The following is a 15,858-nucleotide window of genomic DNA, read 5'->3' as shown; positions in this document are numbered from 1 at the left end:
AACCTTTCCGGAGTGGCGGGGTTACGGTGTTCTCGACATAGCGGGTACTCGGGGCGACACTTGTGCGGCTGCCGGCTCGCAGCAGCTTCGCAGGTCCCACAAGGAGGGTGTCCCAGTGTCCCGCCGCAGAATCGGCTTCTGGTACCGCTTGGCCGCGGTCATCTGCAAACCGCCGCTCTTGGTTCTGTTCAAGCGGGACTGGCGAGGAATGGAGCACATTCCGGCCGACGGCGGTTTTATTACCGCGGTCAACCACAACTCGTATCTTGATCCGCTCTCCTATGCGCACTATCAGTACAACACCGGGCGGGTCCCCCGATTCCTCGCCAAGGCCGGACTCTTCAAGAGCGGCTTTGTCGGCCTGATGATGCGCGGAACGGGACAGATCCCGGTCTACCGGGAAACCACCGACGCCGCCACCGCGTTCCGGGCCGCCGTGAACGCCATCGAGAAGGGCGAATGCGTCGCCTTCTACCCCGAGGGCACCCTCACCCGCGACCCCGCGCAGTGGCCGATGCAGGGCAAGACCGGCGCCGCCCGGGTCGCCCTGCTGACCAAGGCCCCGGTCATCCCCGTCGCCCAGTGGGGCGCCAACGAGGCGATGCCGCCCTACGCCAAGGAGAAGAAGCTCCAGCTCTTCCCGCGCAAGACGCTGCGGGTCAAGGCCGGTCCGCCGGTCGACCTCAGCGAGTTCTACGGTCAGGAGCCCACCGCCGAGGTGCTGCGCGCCGTGACCGAGAGGATCATGGCCGCCATCACCGCGGAGCTGGCGGGCATCCGCGGCGAGACCGCGCCGGCCGAACCGTTCGACTACCGCAAGGAAATCGCCAGGGAGCGGCGGGCCGCCCGCGAGGCCGCCCGGGCAGCCGCGGCCGCCGAGGCGGCCCGGATCGGCGACGCCGTCCTGGAACCGGCCGAATCGGCAGCCCCCTCGCAGCAGGTCCGAAGCAACTCGCAGGCACAGGAGGATGAAGGCAAGTGACGCGCTGCGCCGTCTTCGGCACGGGGTCCTGGGGCACCGCATTCGCGATGGTGCTCGCCGACGCGGGATGCGAGGTGACCCTGTGGGGGCGCAGAGCGGCCCTCGTCGACGCCATCAACACCGGCCGCACCAACCCGGACTACCTGCCGGGCGTCGAGCTGCCCGCGGGCGTACGGGCCACCACCGACCCCGCCGAGGCCGCCCGGGGCGCGGACTTCACCGTCCTCGCCGTGCCCTCCCAGACGCTGCGCGCCAACCTCGCCGAGTGGGCGCCCCTGCTGCCCTCCGACACGGTCCTGGTCTCGCTGATGAAGGGCGTCGAACTGGGCACCGCCAAGCGCATGAGCGAGGTCATCGAGGAGGTCGCCAAGGTCCCCGCGGAACGCGTCGCGGTGCTGACCGGCCCCAACCTCGCCAAGGAGGTCGCCGCCCGGCAGCCCGCCGCGGCCGTCGTGGCCTGCGTCGACGAGTCCGTCGCCCAGCGCCTGCAGACCGCCTGTCACACCGCGTACTTCCGCCCGTACACCAACACCGACGTGGTGGGCTGCGAACTGGGCGGCGCGGTCAAGAACGTCATCGCGCTCGCGGTCGGCATCGCCACCGGCATGGGCCTGGGCGACAACGCCAAGGCGTCGCTGATCACCCGCGGGCTCGCCGAGACCACCCGGCTCGGCCTGGCGATGGGCGCCGACGCGCACACCTTCGCGGGCCTGGCCGGCATGGGCGACCTCGTGGCGACCTGCTCCTCGCCGCTCTCCCGCAACAACACCTTCGGCACCAACCTCGGCCGCGGCATGTCCCTGGCGGAGACCATCGCGGTCACCAAGCAGACCGCGGAGGGCGTCAAGTCCTGCGAGTCCGTGCTGGATCTGGCCCGCCGGCACGGCGTCGACATGCCGCTCACCGAGACCGTGGTGGAGATCGTCCACGAGGGCAAGCCGCCGCTGGTGGCCCTCAAGGAGCTGATGTCCCGCAGCGCCAAGCCCGAGCGCCACTGACCGCCCGCTCGTCACCCCGCCCCCGCCCCGCCGGGCCACCGATGGCCGCCGCAGCACTGCCGCGGCCCCTACCAGCAGGTACCCTCAAGCCGATATGAGCAGCGAGACCTCCTCCCACAAGCCCCGCGTCGCCGTCGTGTTCGGCGGCCGCAGCTCCGAGCACGCCATCTCCGTGGTCACCGCCGGAGCCGTGCTGGCCGCCATCGACCGCGACAAGTACGACGTGCTGCCCATCGGCATCACGCCCGACGGACGCTGGGCGCTGACCGCCGACGACCCCGCGCGGATGGCGATCACGGACCGGACGCTGCCCAGCGTGGCCGACCTCGCCGAGGGCGGCGACGGCACGGTGGTGCTCTCCGCCGACCCCACCTCCCGTGAGGTCGTCTACAGCGAGCCGGGAGCGGTCCCCAAGGCGCTCGGCGAGGTCGACGTCGTCTTCCCCGTGCTGCACGGCCCGTACGGCGAGGACGGCACGCTCCAGGGCCTGCTGGAGCTGTCCGGGGTGCCCTACGTCGGCTCCGGCGTGCTCGCCTCGGCCGTCGGCCAGGACAAGGACTACATGAAGCGGGTGTTCGCCTCCTTCGGGCTGCCGGTCGGCCCGTACGAGGTCATCCGCCCGCGCGAGTGGGAGAACGACCCCGCGGCGGCCCGCACGAAGATCGTGGACTTCGCCGGGGAGCACGGCTGGCCGCTGTTCGTGAAGCCCGCCCGGGCCGGCTCGTCGATGGGCATCAGCAAGGTCGACGACCTGGCCGGGCTCGACGAGGCGATCGAGGAGGCGCGGCGCCACGACCCCAAGATCATCGTGGAGTCGCTGCTGCGCGGCCGGGAGATCGAGTGCGGGGTGCTGGAGTTCGAGGACGGCCCGCGGGCCAGCGTCCCGGCCGAGATCCCGCCGGTCACCGCCCACGACTTCTACGACTTCGAGGCCAAGTACATCGACTCGGCCGCCGGCATCGTGCCGGCGCCGCTGACCCCCGGGCAGACCGCCGAGATCCAGCAGCTGGCGATCGCTGCCTTCGAGGCGGCGTCCTGCGAGGGCCTGGTCCGCGCGGACTTCTTCCTCCAGGACAACGGCGAGTTCGTGATCAACGAGATCAACACGCTGCCCGGCTTCACGCCCATCTCGATGTACCCGCGGATGTGGCAGGAGAGCGGCGTCGGCTACCCGGAACTCATCGACCGGCTGCTGCAGGCGGCCCTGCGCCGCTCCACGGGCTTGCGCTGAACGGCCCCCGGGGGGCGGGCGAACGGATCCCCTAAGGGATCGGTGCGCCCCTTGCGGGGCCCAACGCGGCCGGGGCGGGCGGTATTCCGGTGTGCGGCCGGGCGCGGCGACGGCAGTGGTCCGTGGCGGCGGCCGGCACGCCGCCGCGGCGGCCGGCCGCGCGGGCGCCGCGGTACGGGCCCGCCGCGTGCGCGCCGGCTAGATCCCGGCCGGGATGGCCTTCCCCACCGCGCCCGCGAGATCGGGCAGCACGTTGACCTCCGGGGCGTACTTCCCCGGCACGGTCACCTCGACGTAGACCTTCCGCAGCACCGTCGTGAAGCGGTAGCCGTCGTCCTGCTTCTCGAAGAGCCACTCGACGCCGTCGACTTCCGCCGAGTCGGGGTTGGGGTTGTAATGTTCACTCCCGTGCCTGAGCACCTCAGGCTTGGGCACCCCGCAGCGCAGCACCACGGCAGGATCGCCCCATATGGCAGTGAAGTCCGAGACCGGCTCGGCGGTACCCCGTTCCAGCCCGTCCACGGTCCGTGGCAGGTCCCGGTGGAGTGCCCGGCAGTGCTGTGCGGCCTCACCCGTCGGGGAGGGCGCGGCCACCTCCGGGGCGGACGAACAACCCGCCACCGCGGACACCGTGACGAGCAGGGGCAGGGCGGCCAGGTACCGGTGTCTCGCGCGTATCACCCGGCCGAGCATACGGGGGAGCTAGATATGGACCACCGGGCAGGTGAGCGTCCGCGTGATGCCTTCCACTTGCTGGACCTTCGCGACCACCATGCGACCCAGCTCATCGACAGTGTCCGCCTGCGCGCGCACGATGACGTCATAGGGGCCGGTCACGTCCTCGGCCGTCAGCACGCCGGGGATCTTCGCGATCACCTCCGCCACCGCCGAGGCTCTGCCGACCTCGGTCTGGATCAGGATGTAAGCCTGTACCACGGAACCTCCAGGCGGCTACGAGGATCATGTGGGAAGAAGGGACGCCACGGTACCGCGTCACCGAGCGGAGCGGGGAGACCCGCGCGGTGAACAGGGCCAGCGCGGCGCAGTCGTCAGCCACGTACGGACCGTCCGTACACATGGGAAGGGCAACAGCATGAAGGGCACCGTGGGCGAGCTGGGGGAGTTCGGGCTTATCAGAGAGCTCACCTCCCGGCTCACCTCCACTCCCGCCGTACGGATCGGGCCGGGGGACGACGCCGCGGTGGTCACCGCGCCGGACCGCAGGGTCGTCGCCAGTACCGACATTCTCCTCGAAGGACGGCACTTCCGCCGCGACTGGTCCACCGCCTACGACGTGGGCCGCAAGGCCGCCGCGCAGAACCTCGCCGACATCGCGGCGATGGGCGCGGTGCCCACCGCGATCCTGCTCGGCCTGGTCGTCCCCGCCGAACTCCCCGCGACCTGGGCCACCGAGCTGATGGACGGGCTGCGCGACGAATGCCAGGTGGCCGGCGCCGCCGTGGTCGGCGGGGACGTCGTCCGCGGCGACACCATCACCGTCGCCATCACCGCCCTCGGCGACCTGCGCAACCAGGAGCCGGTGACCCGGGCCGGCGCCCAGCCCGGCGACGTGGTCGCGGTCACCGGCTGGCTCGGCTGGTCCGCCGCCGGCCACGCGGTGCTCACCCGCGGCTTCCGCTCCCCCCGGGCCTTCGTGGAGGCCCACCGCCGCCCCGAACCGCCCTACCACGCCGGCCCGGCCGCCGCGGGGCTCGGCGCCACCGCCATGACCGACGTCAGCGACGGCCTCGTCGCCGACCTCGGGCACATCGCCGAGGCCAGCAAGGTCCGCATCGACCTGCGCTCGGCCAGCATCGACATCCCCTCGCAGATGTCCGACATCGGCACGGCGGTCGGCGTGGACCCGATGCAGTGGGTGCTCAACGGCGGCGAGGACCACGCCATCGTGGCCACCTTCCCGCCCGACGTGAAGCTGCCCGCCCGATGGAAGATGATCGGCGAGGTCCTCAACCCCTCGGCGCTGCCCCAGGTGACGGTGGACGGCGCCCCCTGGGCCAAGGCCGGCTGGGACCACTTCGGCGACAACGGGGACGCCGAGTAGATTCGCGGCATGCAGACACCTCCCCGCGTGCTGACCGTCGCCGGCTCCGACTCCGGCGGCGGTGCGGGCATCCAGGCCGACCTGAAGACGATGCTGGCGCTGGGCACCCACGGCATGAGCGTGCTCACCGCCGTCACCGCCCAGAACTCCCTGGGCGTCCAGGGCGCGTGGGAGCTGCCCGTCGAGGCGGTGCGCGCCCAGTTCCGCAGCGTCGTCGACGACATCGGCGTCCAGGCCGTGAAGACCGGGATGCTCTCCTCGGCCGCGCTCGTGGAAACCGTCGCGGAACTGCTCGCCGAGCTCACCGTCCCGGTCGTGATCGACCCCGTCGGCGTCTCCAAGCACGGCGACGCCCTGCTCGCCGCCTCCGCGCTGGACGCGGTCCGCAGCAAGCTGCTGCCCACCGCGACGGTCGCCACCCCCAACCTCGACGAGGTGACACAGCTCACCGGTATACGGGTGCACACCGCGGACGGGATGCGTCGGGCCGCCGACGCGATCCTGGCGTGCGGGCCGCGCTGGGTGCTCATCAAGGGCGGCCACCTGCCGTCCGACGCGGCGGACGCGGCCGGCGACGCGGTGGATCTGCTCACCGACGGCAGCCAGGAGCACTGGCTGCGCGCCCCCCGTCACGACAACCGGCACACCCACGGCACCGGATGCACCCTCGCCAGCGCCCTGGCCGCCCGGCTCGCCCAGGGGGACACCGTCCCGCAGGCCGCCGCGGCGGCGAAGGAGTACGTCACCGGCGCCATCGCGGCCGGCTTCCGGCTGGGCGCGGGCATCGGACCCGTCGACCACGGGTGGCGGCTGCACGGCGGGAACTGACCACGGGGCGGGCGCCGACCGCGGTGCTTCCCGGGGCTACCGGAGCCAGGGCGGTTTCCCCGAGCAATGGCAGAAGCCGGCCCACCGAGGTGGACCGGCTTCATAAGCAACCGGCGGGGCTGCGCTACGGCTAAGTCGTCAGCGCGAGACCTTGCCGGCCTTGATGCACGAGGTGCAGGCGTTCAGCTTCTTCGGCGTGCGCCCGACCACTGCACGCACCGTCTGGATGTTGGGGTTCCAACGACGGTTGGTGCGGCGGTGCGAGTGCGAGACACTCTTGCCGAAGCCCGGCCCCTTGCCGCAGACGTCGCAGTTGGCAGCCACGGGTCACTCCAAAGACTTCAGATGCACTTACGGTGAGAACCTGTCGGACCGAGTGCATGGCCGTGCCGGCGCCGACAGGAGAGGAATGGCCCGATTTTCATCGGGCAACCGGAGCAGCATACAACGGCCGCTTCCTCTGGACGAAACTATCACGCACCCTCCGGCCCCCGCCCCGGCCTCCCCACCGGAGCGCGACTACTGTGCGGGTGCATCCCGCGACCCTCCAGGAGGACGACGTGCCCTACCCGCTCGACGCCGCCGCCGTCCGCACCTGGTGCGGGTTGGCCCTGGAGGCGCTCGGACGGGAACGCGAGCGGATCGACGCGATCAACGTCTACCCGGTCGCCGACGGCGACACCGGCACCAACCTCTACCTGACGCTGGAATCGGCCGCCCGCGCGGTCGAGGCCGCCTTCGACGGTCACGGTTCCGCCGGCACCGCCCCCGCGCTCGCCGACGCCGTGGGTGCGATGGCGCACGGCGCTCTCATCGGGGCGCGCGGCAACTCCGGCACCATCCTGGCCCAGCTGCTGCGCGGCATGGCCCAGGTGCTGGTCGCCGCCCCGGCCGGGGAGACGGGCGCTGCGGAGGCGCTGCGGCGGGCGCTGCGCCGGGCCGCGACGGCGGCCTACGAGGCGGTCGCACACCCCGTGGAGGGCACCGTGCTGACCGTGGCGACCGCCGCGGCCGGCGCCGCCGAGCGGACCGCCGGCGGGGCCGCCGGGGTCGCGGAGGTCGCCCGGGCCGCCCACCGGGGCGCGGCCGAGGCGCTGGAGGCCACTCCCGGCCAGCTCGCGGTGCTGAGGAAGGCGGGGGTGGTGGACGCCGGCGGCTGCGGGCTGGTGGCCCTGTTGGGCGCGCTCGCCGACGCCCTGTCCGGGGAGGTCACCGCCGTCCCCGTCGCCGTACGGGTCGGCGGCCCGCTGCCCGAGCCGTTCGGTTGCGCGGCGGCGGGCCGGGAGACGGAGGGCTGCGCCGACCCGCATGCCGGCGGGCCCGCCTTCGAGGTGATCTACCTGCTGGAGGCCGGGGACGCCGAGGTGGCCCGGTTGCGGGCCCGGCTCGACCGGCTCGGCGACTCGCTGGTGGTGGTCGGCGGGGACGGTCTGTGGAACGTCCATGTGCACGTCGACGACGCCGGGGCCGCGGTGGAGGCCGGCATCGAGGCCGGCCGTCCGTACCGGATCCGGATCACCCACTTCGGCGCGGGCCCCCGGGCCAAGGAGCCCGCGCTGGCGGCCCGGTCCGTCGTCGCGGTGGTGCCGGGCACCGGGCTCGCCGGACTCTGCGCCGGGGCCGGCGCGACGACGGTGACGGTACGCCCGGGGGAGCCGCCGGCCAGCGGCGAACTGGTCCAGGCGATCCGGCAGGCCCGCGCCCGCGAGGTGATGCTGCTGCCCAACGATCCCGAGCTGCGGCACACCGCGGCGGCCGCCGCCGAGCAGGCCCGCGCCGAGGGTGTACGGGTCGCCGTCATCCCCACCCGCTCCGCCGTCCAGGGCCTCGCCGCGCTGGCGGTGCACGAGCCGGGCCGCAGCTTCGACGAGGACGTGGTCGCGATGACCGCGGCGGCCGGCGCCACCCGCTACGCCGAGCTGGCCGTCGCCGAGCACCGGTCCTGGACGATGGCCGGGGTCTGCCAGGCCGGGGACGTGCTCGGCCTGATCGACGGCGATGTCGCGGTGATCGGGCCCGACCTGGCCCGCACCGCGATGACGGTGCTCGACCGGATGCTCTCCGCCGGCGGCGAACTGGTCACCCTGGTCCTCGGCGCGGACGTACCCGAGGCGCTCGGCGAACGGCTGGAGCGGCATGTGCGCGAACGCCATCTCGCGGTGGACACCGTCGTCTACGAAGGCGGCGAATACGCGGCGCCGCTGTTGATCGGCGTGGAATAGCGCGCCGCACCCGGGTATCGAGAAGGCCGACCGGAATGCCGTCCGGTTCCGGAATTCCCGGCCGCGGAAAGCGGCGTCGGTGGCTCGTTGTCAGTGGCGTGGTGTGCAATGGAACGCGTGGCAGCGCTCGACGAACCCCTGAAGAAAATCCTCGGCGGCACCACCGCGAAGGTCCTGGCCGAACACCTCGGCCTGGAAACGGTCGGCGATCTGCTGCACCACTATCCGCGGCGCTATGCCGAGCGCGGTGAGCTGACCCGGCTCTCCGACCTGCCGCTGGACGAGCACGTCACGGTCGTCGCCCAGGTCGCCGACGCCCGCGTCCTCACCTTCAACCACGGCCGCGGACAGCGGCTGGAGGTGACGCTCACGGACGGCAGCGGCCGGCTCCAGCTGGTCTTCTTCGGCAAGGGCATCCACAAGCCGCAGAAGGACCTGTTGCCCGGGAGGCGCGCGATGTTCGCGGGCAAGGTCTCGGTCTTCAACCGCAAGCTCCAACTGGCCCACCCCGAATACGAACTCCTCGACCGGGACGCCGACAACGGCGTCGTCGACGCCTTCGCCAATCAGCTCATGCCGATCTATCCGGCGTGCCAGCAGATGGCCTCCTGGAAGATCGCCAAGGCGGTGGACGCGGTGCTGCCCAGCGCCCAGGACGCGGTGGACCCGCTGCCCCCCGGGCTGCGCGAGGGCCGCGCCCTGATCCCGCTCACCGAGGCGCTGCTGAAGATCCACCGCCCCGGCACCAAGGCCGACATCGCCGACGCCCGGGCGCGGCTGAAGTGGGACGAGGCGTTCGTCCTGCAGGTCGCGCTCGCCCGCCGCCGCTTCGCCGACGCCCAACTCCCCGCCGTGCCGCGGAGGTTGATCCAGGGCGGCATCCTCGACGCGTTCGACGCCCGGCTGCCCTTCACGCTCACCGAGGGCCAGACGAAGGTCAGCCGGGAGATCTTCGACGACCTGGCGACCGAGCACCCGATGCACCGCCTCCTCCAGGGCGAGGTCGGCTCCGGCAAGGCCCAGCCGCTGGACGCCCTGGTGCTCACCCCGCGCGGCTTCCGCCCCATGGGAGAGATGGCGCCGGGCACCGAAGTGGTGGTGCCCAGCGGCGGGACCGCCCTGGTGGACGGGGTGTTCCCGCAGGGCGAGCGGGAGGTGTGGCGGCTGGTGCTGTCCGACGGCAGCACCGTCGAGTGCGACGACGAGCACCTGTGGATCGTCTCGTCCAGGGCCACCGGGGAGCGGGTGCTGACCACCCGCGCGCTGCGGGCCGACCTGCTGGACGACGACGGCCGGCCGCGCTGGTCGATCGCCCCGGCCACCCCGGTGGACCTCGACGACGGCGGCCCGCGCCCGCTCGACGCGTACGAGCTGGGCCGCACCGTGGGCGCGGGCGGCGCCGCGCCGGCCGGCCGCGCCGTCCCCGACGCCTACCGCAACGCCCCCGTCAAGGACCGCCGGGCGCTGCTCACCGGCCTGTTGGACGCCGGCGGCGACCCCCTCGGCACCGACGGTGCCGCCCGGCTCTTCCGCGCCGCCCCGGCCCCGTTGGCCGCCGACCTCGCCTGGCTGGCGCGCTCCCTGGGCGGCACGGCCCGCAGCGCCCCGGCGGCCGGCGGCGGTCACGACGTCACGGTCGCGGTCCCCGAGGAAGGATCCGGCGGCGACGCCTTCCGGCGCACCGTCCTGGCCGTCGAGCACGTCGGCCGCAGGCCCGTCCAGTGCATCAGCGTCGCGCACCCCTCCCACGCCTATGTGACCGACCACTTCACGGTCACCCACAACACCATGGTCGCGCTGCGCGCCATGCTCGGCGTCGTCGACAGCGGTGGCCAGGCGGCGATGCTCGCTCCCACCGAGGTGCTGGCCCAGCAGCACCACCGCTCCGTCACGGAGATGATGGGCGACCTGGCCGAGGGCGGCTTGCTCGGGGGCGCGGAGCAGGGCACCAAGGTGGTGCTGCTGACCGGTTCGATGGGCGCCGCGGCCCGCCGTCAGGCGCTGCTCGACCTGGTCACCGGCGAGGCCGGCGTCGTGATCGGGACGCATGCGCTGATCGAGGACGTGGTGCAGTTCCACGACCTGGGCCTGGTGGTCGTCGACGAGCAGCACCGCTTTGGTGTCGAGCAGCGCGACGCCCTGCGCTCCAAGGGCAAGCAACCGCCGCACCTGCTGGTGATGACCGCGACGCCGATCCCGCGGACGGTCGCGATGACCGTCTTCGGCGACCTGGAGACCTCGGTGCTGGACCAGCTCCCCGCCGGCCGCTCGCCGATCGCCAGCCACGTGGTGCCCGCCAAGGACAAGCCGCACTTCCTCGCCCGCGCCTGGGAGCGGGTCCGGGAGGAGGTGGCCGCCGGCCACCAGGCGTATGTGGTCTGCCCGCGGATCGGCGACGACGAGGAGGCCCCGGCACCCAAGGGCAAGAAGGCCAAGGACCCGGCGGCGCAGCCGAGTTCGCCGGAGGACCTGGCCGAGAAGCGCCCCCCGCTGGCCGTCCTCGACATCGCCGAGCAACTGGGCAAGGGCCCGCTCGCCGGCCTGCGGGTGGCGGTGCTGCACGGCCGGATGGCCCCGGACGACAAGGACGACGTGATGCGCCGGTTCGCCGCCGGCGAGTTGGACGTGCTGGTCGCCACCACGGTCATCGAGGTCGGCGTCAACGTCCCCAACGCCACCGTCATGGTGATCATGGACGCGGACCGCTTCGGCGTCTCCCAGCTCCACCAGCTCCGCGGCCGGGTCGGCCGCGGCTCGGCGCCCGGCCTGTGCCTGCTGGTCAGCGAGATGCCCGAGGCCAGTCCGGCCCGCGCCCGGCTCGCCGCGGTCGCCGCCACCCTCGACGGCTTCGAACTCTCCCGCATCGACCTGGAACAGCGGCGCGAGGGCGACGTCCTGGGCCAGGCGCAGTCCGGCGTCCGCTCCTCGCTGCGGATGCTCGCGGTCATCGACGACGAGGAGGTGATCACGGCGGCCCGTGAGGAGGCCACCGCCCTGGTCGCCGCCGACCCGGAGCTGACCGGCTGCCCCGAACTGCGGACCGCACTGTCCGCCCTGTTGGACGACGAACGGGAGAGCTATCTGGACAAGGGCTGAATCCGGACAAAGGTCGAGCCATGGGCACAGGCCGACCGCACCCGGCCCGTGAGAACGATCACGGTCGGGCGATGCCGGGGGCGGACCCGCCCCTCGGGGGACGGACATATCGTGGGAGAGCGGAGTCCACCGGGCCCCGCCCCTCTCCGACCACGCTCAACGTAAGGACGGGCCCATGACCCGCGTGATCGCCGGTAAGGCCGGCGGCCGCCGCCTCGCCGTACCACCGGGCAACGGCACCCGCCCGACCTCCGACCGCGCGCGCGAGGGCATGTTCTCCACCTGGGAGTCGCTCGACGGCCCGCTGGCCGGTGCCCGGGTGCTCGACCTCTACGGCGGTTCCGGCGCGGTCGGCCTGGAGGCGCTCTCCCGTGGCGCCGCGCACGTCCTGCTGGTCGAGGCCGATGCCCGCGCCGTCCGCACCATCCGGGAGAACGTCAAGGCGGTCGGCCTGCCCGGCGCGGAGGTCCGCCCCGGCAAGGCCGAGCAGACCGCCGCGACCCCGGCCCCCGGCGAGCCGTACGACGTCGTCTTCCTGGACCCGCCGTACGCGGTCGGCGACGCCGAACTCCGCGAGATTCTGCTCACACTCCGTGGTCAGGGGTGGCTTGCCGCGGAGGCACTCGTCACCGTGGAGCGGAGTACCCGGGGCGGCACGTTCACCTGGCCGGACGGATTCGAAGCGATCAGGGCCCGTCGCTATGGCGAGGGGACGCTTTGGTACGGTCGCGCCGCTTCGGCTTCCGCCGAACCGACGTCAGCAACCCTGTCATGAACGGACCGGAGAGCGAGGAGACGAAGTTGCGCCGCGCCGTCTGTCCGGGGTCCTTCGACCCCATCACCAACGGGCACCTGGACATCATCGCCCGGGCCTCCAAGCTGTACGACGTCGTCCATGTCGCCGTCATGATCAACCAGTCCAAGCAGGGCCTGTTCACGGTCGAGGAGCGGATCGACCTGATCCGGCGGGCCACCGCCGATTACGGCAACGTCGAGGTCGAGGCGTTCCACGGCCTGCTCGTCGACTTCTGCAAGCAGCGCGACATCCCGGCCATCGTCAAGGGCCTGCGCGCGGTCAGCGACTTCGACTACGAACTCCAGATGGCCCAGATGAACAACGGCCTCTCCGGGGTGGAGACGCTCTTCGTGCCGACCAACCCCACCTACAGCTTCCTCTCCTCCAGCCTGGTCAAGGAGGTCGCGGCCTGGGGCGGCGACGTCTCCCACCTGGTCCCGCCGTTCGTCCTGGAGGCACTGACCGAACGGCTCCGCAAGAAGCCGTGACCCGGCACCCGGTGCGGTAGGACCGACCCTGTTCTGACGGATCGTCAGCAGGTGTCGGGACGGGGGCTCCTGGCCGTACAGTCGTCCCGTTCCGTCCTTACGATCCTGCAGAGAGTGGCGAGTCCAAGGTGGACGTCCAGAAGAAGCTCGACGACATCGTCGCAGCCGTCGGCAGCGCCCGGTCCGTGCCCATGTCGGCCTCGTGCGTGGTCAACCGCGCCGAGCTGCTCGCCATGCTGGAGGAAGTGCGCGGCGCGCTGCCCGGTTCCCTGGCCCAGGCGCAGGAACTCCTCGGCGGGCGCGAGCAGATGGTGGAGGAGGCCCGCGCCGAGGCCGAGCGGATCATCGAGTCCGCGCACAGCCAGCGCGGTTCGCTGATCTCGGACACCGAGGTGGTCCGACAGGCTCAGGACGAGGCGGACCGCCTCCTGGCCGAGGCCCGCCAGGAGGCCGAGGAGATCCGCATCCAGGCCGACGACTACGTCGACAGCAAGCTCGCCAACTTCGAGGTCGTGCTCACCAAGACCATCGGCGCCGTCGACCGCGGCCGCGAGAAGCTGCTCGGTCGCGGCCCCGGCCTCGACGAAATGGGCCACGAGGACGTCGAGGCCCCTGAGCGCAGCGCCGACCCGGAAACCCTCAAGCAGCGCGCCGACACCTATGTGGACGCCAAGTTCGGTGCCTTTCAGGCCGTCCTGACCAAGACCCTGGAGGCGGTCGGCCGCGGCCGGGACAAGCTCCAGGGCGCCCGCCCGATCGACGAGCTCGCCGACCACCTCGCCGCCCAGAGCGACCCGCACACCGCCGCCCCGCCGCAGGCCGACGCGGACTACCTCGCCGGCCTGGCGGGCGTCACCCCGCTCCAGGAGGCCCCGCAGGCGGTGCCCCAGGAGGTGCTCCACGACCCGCAGCCCGGCTACTACGACGGCCAGGCCGTCGCCTACCAGCAGCCGGACGGCTACCCCTACCAGCAGCACACCGAGCAGGTCCCCTACACCCAGCACCAGGACCTCTACGGCTACGACTGGCAGCAGCCGGCCGGCCAGGTGCCGCAGCAGGGCTACGACGCGGGCACCGGCTACCAGCCGTCGCAGCTGCCCCAGCAGCCCCAGCACGTTCCCCAGGCCCCCGGCACCCAGCCCGCCGCCCTGGACGAGACCAGTCTCTTCGACACCAGCCTGATCAACCTCGACCAGCTGCGGCAGTATGAAGAGGGCCGCCACTAGGCACCGCCGGCCTCCGTGGCCGAGGGGCGACGGGGCGGATTGGGCCTATCGGGGGCCGTCCAGTATTCTGGCCGTTCGGTCGTGTGTATGCCCGCGATCGCTGCTGCCCGCACGCCGGATACCGGCCGTGGGTCGCTGACACCGCAGTACAGAAAGCAGGAAAGCCATCAACGCCCGCCTCGACCACCGTTCCCCGCTCGTGTTCGACACACGCGAGCTGGGTCGTCGTCCCGGCACGCTCAAGCGGCTCTCCCGCTCCGTCGAGGCCCCCGCGGACCTCGGCAACGAGATCATCGGAGCGCCCGAGGGCGAGCCGATCGAACTCGACCTCCGCCTGGAAGCGGTCATGGACGGGGTGCTTGTCACAGGTACCGCCCGTGCGACCGTGAAGGGGGAGTGCGTAAGGTGTCTGGAGCCGCTGGAGCGAGTGCTCGAAGCGGACTTCCAGGAGCTGTTCTCCTACCCCGACGCCGACGTCCGGACCACTGAGTCCGGCGACGACGCCGAGGACGAGGAGGACACGTTCTACATCGAGGACGATCTTTTCGACCTCGAACCCGTGCTGCGGGACGCGGTGGTGCTGGCACTGCCGCTGCAGCCGGTGTGCCGGGAGGACTGCCCGGGCCTGTGCTCCGATTGTGGAGCGCGGCTGGCGGACGACCCGGACCACCACCACGACGCCGTCGACATGCGCTGGGCGGCACTGCAGGAACTCGTCGGGTCCAACCAGGACCACGAGATGGACAATGAACCCCGCGACGGCGGGGATGAACCTCAGGAGAAGTAGCCGTGGCTGTTCCGAAGCGGAAGATGTCGCGCAGCAACACGCGCCACCGCCGGTCGCAGTGGAAGGCTGCGGTCCCCACCCTGGTTGCGTGCGAGCGCTGCCAGGAGCCGAAGCAGCAGCACATCGCGTGCCCGAGCTGCGGCACCTACAACAAGCGCCAGGTCATCGCGGTCTGAGCGGCTGGTGACAGGCACTGTGTCTAGCCCGAAGAAGGCAGAGGACGGCCCTTCCTCACCCTGCAAGCGCGGTGAGGAAACGGCACCGGCGGACACGGCCTCGTCCCTCTCGCTTCTGGAAGGGCGGCTCGGGTACACACTTGAGTCCGCCCTTCTGGTGCGTGCGCTGACGCATCGCTCGTTCGCCTACGAGAACGGCGGTCTGCCCACCAACGAGCGGCTCGAATTCCTCGGGGATTCGGTCCTCGGCCTGGTGGTCACGGACACGCTGTACCGCATCCACCCCGACCTGCCGGAAGGCCAGCTGGCCAAGTTGCGGGCCGCGGTGGTCAACTCGCGGGCGCTCGCCGAGGTGGGCCGCGGCCTCGACCTCGGCGCCTTCATCCGCCTCGGACGGGGCGAAGAGGGCACGGGCGGCCGGGACAAGGCGTCCATCCTCGCCGACACCCTGGAAGCGGTGATCGGCGCGGTCTATCTCGACCAGGGCCTCGACGCGGCCGGCGAGCTGGTACACCGGCTCTTCGACCCGCTCATCGAGAAGTCCTCCAGCCTGGGCGCCGGCCTGGACTGGAAGACGAGTCTCCAGGAGCTCACCGCGACCGAGGGCCTCGGGGTCCCGGAATATCTGGTCACCGAGACCGGCCCGGACCACGAGAAGACCTTCACTGCTGCTGCCCGCGTCGGTGGTGTCTCGTACGGCACCGGCACCGGCCGCAGCAAGAAGGAAGCCGAGCAGCAGGCGGCCGAGTCCGCATGGCGCGCGATCCGCGCCGCGGCGGACGAGGCGGCAGGGAAGGCGCCGGAAGGCGACGACCCGGCTCAGGCTTCCGGCGACACCCCGTCGCCGACACACTGAACCACCGCTTCTGACCCCTCCCGGGTGGCCACACGGCCGCCCGGGAGGGGTCAGAGGTCTTTCCGGAGTCCCATGACTCCGCCGTGTTTCCCCCCTTCCGCAAGGACCGT

16 protein-coding genes are annotated in these 15,858 nt (G+C 72.2%); 13 read left to right on the top strand and 3 right to left on the bottom strand.

Translation table 11 applies throughout. The features are described from left to right. The first annotated feature begins 115 nt into the window (after positions 1-115). The 3 genes from SNOUR_RS13100 (at position 116) to SNOUR_RS13090 (ending at position 3,211) form a co-directional block, all read left to right on the top strand. Entirely contained in the window at positions 116-982 is an 867-nt protein-coding gene (locus SNOUR_RS13100; RefSeq protein WP_067346668.1) for a lysophospholipid acyltransferase family protein, read from the top strand. Further along, positions 979-1,980: an NAD(P)H-dependent glycerol-3-phosphate dehydrogenase gene (locus tag SNOUR_RS13095; protein WP_067346666.1), complete on the top strand. Its 1,002-nt coding sequence runs from the start codon at positions 979-981 to the stop codon at positions 1,978-1,980. The genes SNOUR_RS13100 and SNOUR_RS13095 overlap by 4 nt, the downstream gene beginning before the upstream one ends. A gap of 94 nt (positions 1,981-2,074) precedes the next feature. After that, entirely contained in the window at positions 2,075-3,211 is a 1,137-nt protein-coding gene (locus SNOUR_RS13090) for a D-alanine--D-alanine ligase family protein (RefSeq protein ID WP_067346664.1), read from the top strand. 198 nt (positions 3,212-3,409) lie between these two features. Here the strand turns inward: SNOUR_RS13090 and SNOUR_RS13085 are convergent, their stop codons facing one another. Both SNOUR_RS13085 and SNOUR_RS13080 read right to left on the bottom strand, forming a co-directional pair. Continuing rightward, positions 3,410-3,904: a DUF3515 domain-containing protein gene (locus SNOUR_RS13085; protein WP_067346663.1), complete on the bottom strand. Its 495-nt coding sequence runs from the start codon at positions 3,902-3,904 to the stop codon at positions 3,410-3,412. Between the two features lie 9 nt (positions 3,905-3,913). Then, complete coding sequence (locus SNOUR_RS13080; protein WP_039632455.1) at positions 3,914-4,147, bottom strand: Lrp/AsnC family transcriptional regulator; 234 nt, start codon at positions 4,145-4,147, stop codon at positions 3,914-3,916. A 157-nt stretch (positions 4,148-4,304) separates the two neighbouring features. Here SNOUR_RS13080 and SNOUR_RS13075 point away from each other — a divergent pair, with 157 nt between their 5' ends. Further along, positions 4,305-5,273, top strand: a complete 969-nt coding sequence (locus tag SNOUR_RS13075) for a thiamine-phosphate kinase (protein ID WP_067346661.1) — start codon at positions 4,305-4,307, stop codon at positions 5,271-5,273. Between the two features lie 9 nt (positions 5,274-5,282). Then, positions 5,283-6,101 carry a bifunctional hydroxymethylpyrimidine kinase/phosphomethylpyrimidine kinase gene (gene thiD, locus SNOUR_RS13070; protein WP_079142585.1) on the top strand — a complete coding sequence of 273 codons (819 nt, stop codon included), beginning with the start codon at positions 5,283-5,285 and terminating at the stop codon, positions 6,099-6,101. A gap of 138 nt (positions 6,102-6,239) precedes the next feature. On the opposite strand, the gene rpmB is transcribed toward thiD, so the two are convergent. Beyond that, positions 6,240-6,425, bottom strand: coding sequence for a 50S ribosomal protein L28 (gene rpmB / locus SNOUR_RS13065; protein WP_043266286.1), 186 nt, complete (start codon positions 6,423-6,425; stop codon positions 6,240-6,242). A gap of 206 nt (positions 6,426-6,631) precedes the next feature. Between rpmB and SNOUR_RS13060 the strand changes: the two genes are divergently transcribed. The 8 genes from SNOUR_RS13060 to rnc all read left to right on the top strand — a co-directional run bounded on the left by SNOUR_RS13060 (position 6,632) and on the right by rnc (position 15,748). Continuing rightward, a complete protein-coding gene (locus tag SNOUR_RS13060; protein ID WP_079143416.1) occupies positions 6,632-8,323 on the top strand; it encodes a fatty acid kinase ATP-binding subunit FakA in 1,692 nt (563 codons plus the stop codon). Between the two features lie 108 nt (positions 8,324-8,431). Beyond that, a complete protein-coding gene (locus SNOUR_RS13055; protein WP_067346657.1) occupies positions 8,432-11,419 on the top strand; it encodes a helicase-related protein in 2,988 nt (995 codons plus the stop codon). Positions 11,420-11,594: 175 nt separating this feature from the next. Next, entirely contained in the window at positions 11,595-12,194 is a 600-nt protein-coding gene (gene rsmD / locus SNOUR_RS13050) for a 16S rRNA (guanine(966)-N(2))-methyltransferase RsmD (protein ID WP_067346656.1), read from the top strand. Then, entirely contained in the window at positions 12,191-12,703 is a 513-nt protein-coding gene (gene coaD / locus SNOUR_RS13045; protein ID WP_039632444.1) for a pantetheine-phosphate adenylyltransferase, read from the top strand. The genes rsmD and coaD overlap by 4 nt, the downstream gene beginning before the upstream one ends. 128 nt (positions 12,704-12,831) lie before the next feature. Next, on the top strand, positions 12,832-13,929 hold the full coding sequence (locus SNOUR_RS13040) for a F0F1 ATP synthase subunit B family protein (RefSeq protein WP_067346654.1): 1,098 nt from the start codon (positions 12,832-12,834) through the stop codon (positions 13,927-13,929). Between the two features lie 199 nt (positions 13,930-14,128). Further along, positions 14,129-14,716 (top strand): YceD family protein, encoded by a 588-nt coding sequence (locus SNOUR_RS13035; protein WP_067346652.1) that lies wholly within the window; start codon positions 14,129-14,131, stop codon positions 14,714-14,716. A gap of 2 nt (positions 14,717-14,718) precedes the next feature. Next, positions 14,719-14,892, top strand: a complete 174-nt coding sequence (rpmF, locus tag SNOUR_RS13030) for a 50S ribosomal protein L32 (RefSeq protein WP_016578620.1) — start codon at positions 14,719-14,721, stop codon at positions 14,890-14,892. Positions 14,893-14,899: 7 nt separating this feature from the next. Further along, complete coding sequence (gene rnc, locus SNOUR_RS13025) at positions 14,900-15,748, top strand: ribonuclease III (protein WP_174717867.1); 849 nt, start codon at positions 14,900-14,902, stop codon at positions 15,746-15,748. Positions 15,749-15,858 lie beyond the last annotated feature (110 nt).

This window comes from Streptomyces noursei ATCC 11455 (assembly GCF_001704275.1).
GTDB classification, from domain to species: Bacteria; Actinomycetota; Actinomycetes; order Streptomycetales; family Streptomycetaceae; genus Streptomyces; species Streptomyces noursei.
The sequence above is the reverse complement of the archived record's forward strand: the minus strand, read 5'-3'. Positions and strand labels throughout refer to the sequence as shown.

Excerpts from the sequence above, each read along its gene's own strand:
- SNOUR_RS13090 (WP_067346664.1), top strand. The coding sequence starts at position 2,075 with ATGAGCAGCGAGACCTCCTCCCACAAGCCCCGCGTCGCCGTCGTGTTC.
- SNOUR_RS13085 (WP_067346663.1), bottom strand. The coding sequence starts at position 3,904 with ATGCTCGGCCGGGTGATACGCGCGAGACACCGGTACCTGGCCGCCCTG.
- SNOUR_RS13075 (WP_067346661.1), top strand. The coding sequence starts at position 4,305 with ATGAAGGGCACCGTGGGCGAGCTGGGGGAGTTCGGGCTTATCAGAGAG.
- thiD (WP_079142585.1), top strand. The coding sequence starts at position 5,283 with ATGCAGACACCTCCCCGCGTGCTGACCGTCGCCGGCTCCGACTCCGGC.
- SNOUR_RS13055 (WP_067346657.1), top strand. The coding sequence starts at position 8,432 with ATGGAACGCGTGGCAGCGCTCGACGAACCCCTGAAGAAAATCCTCGGC.
- rsmD (WP_067346656.1), top strand. The coding sequence starts at position 11,595 with ATGACCCGCGTGATCGCCGGTAAGGCCGGCGGCCGCCGCCTCGCCGTA.
- coaD (WP_039632444.1), top strand. The coding sequence starts at position 12,191 with ATGAACGGACCGGAGAGCGAGGAGACGAAGTTGCGCCGCGCCGTCTGT.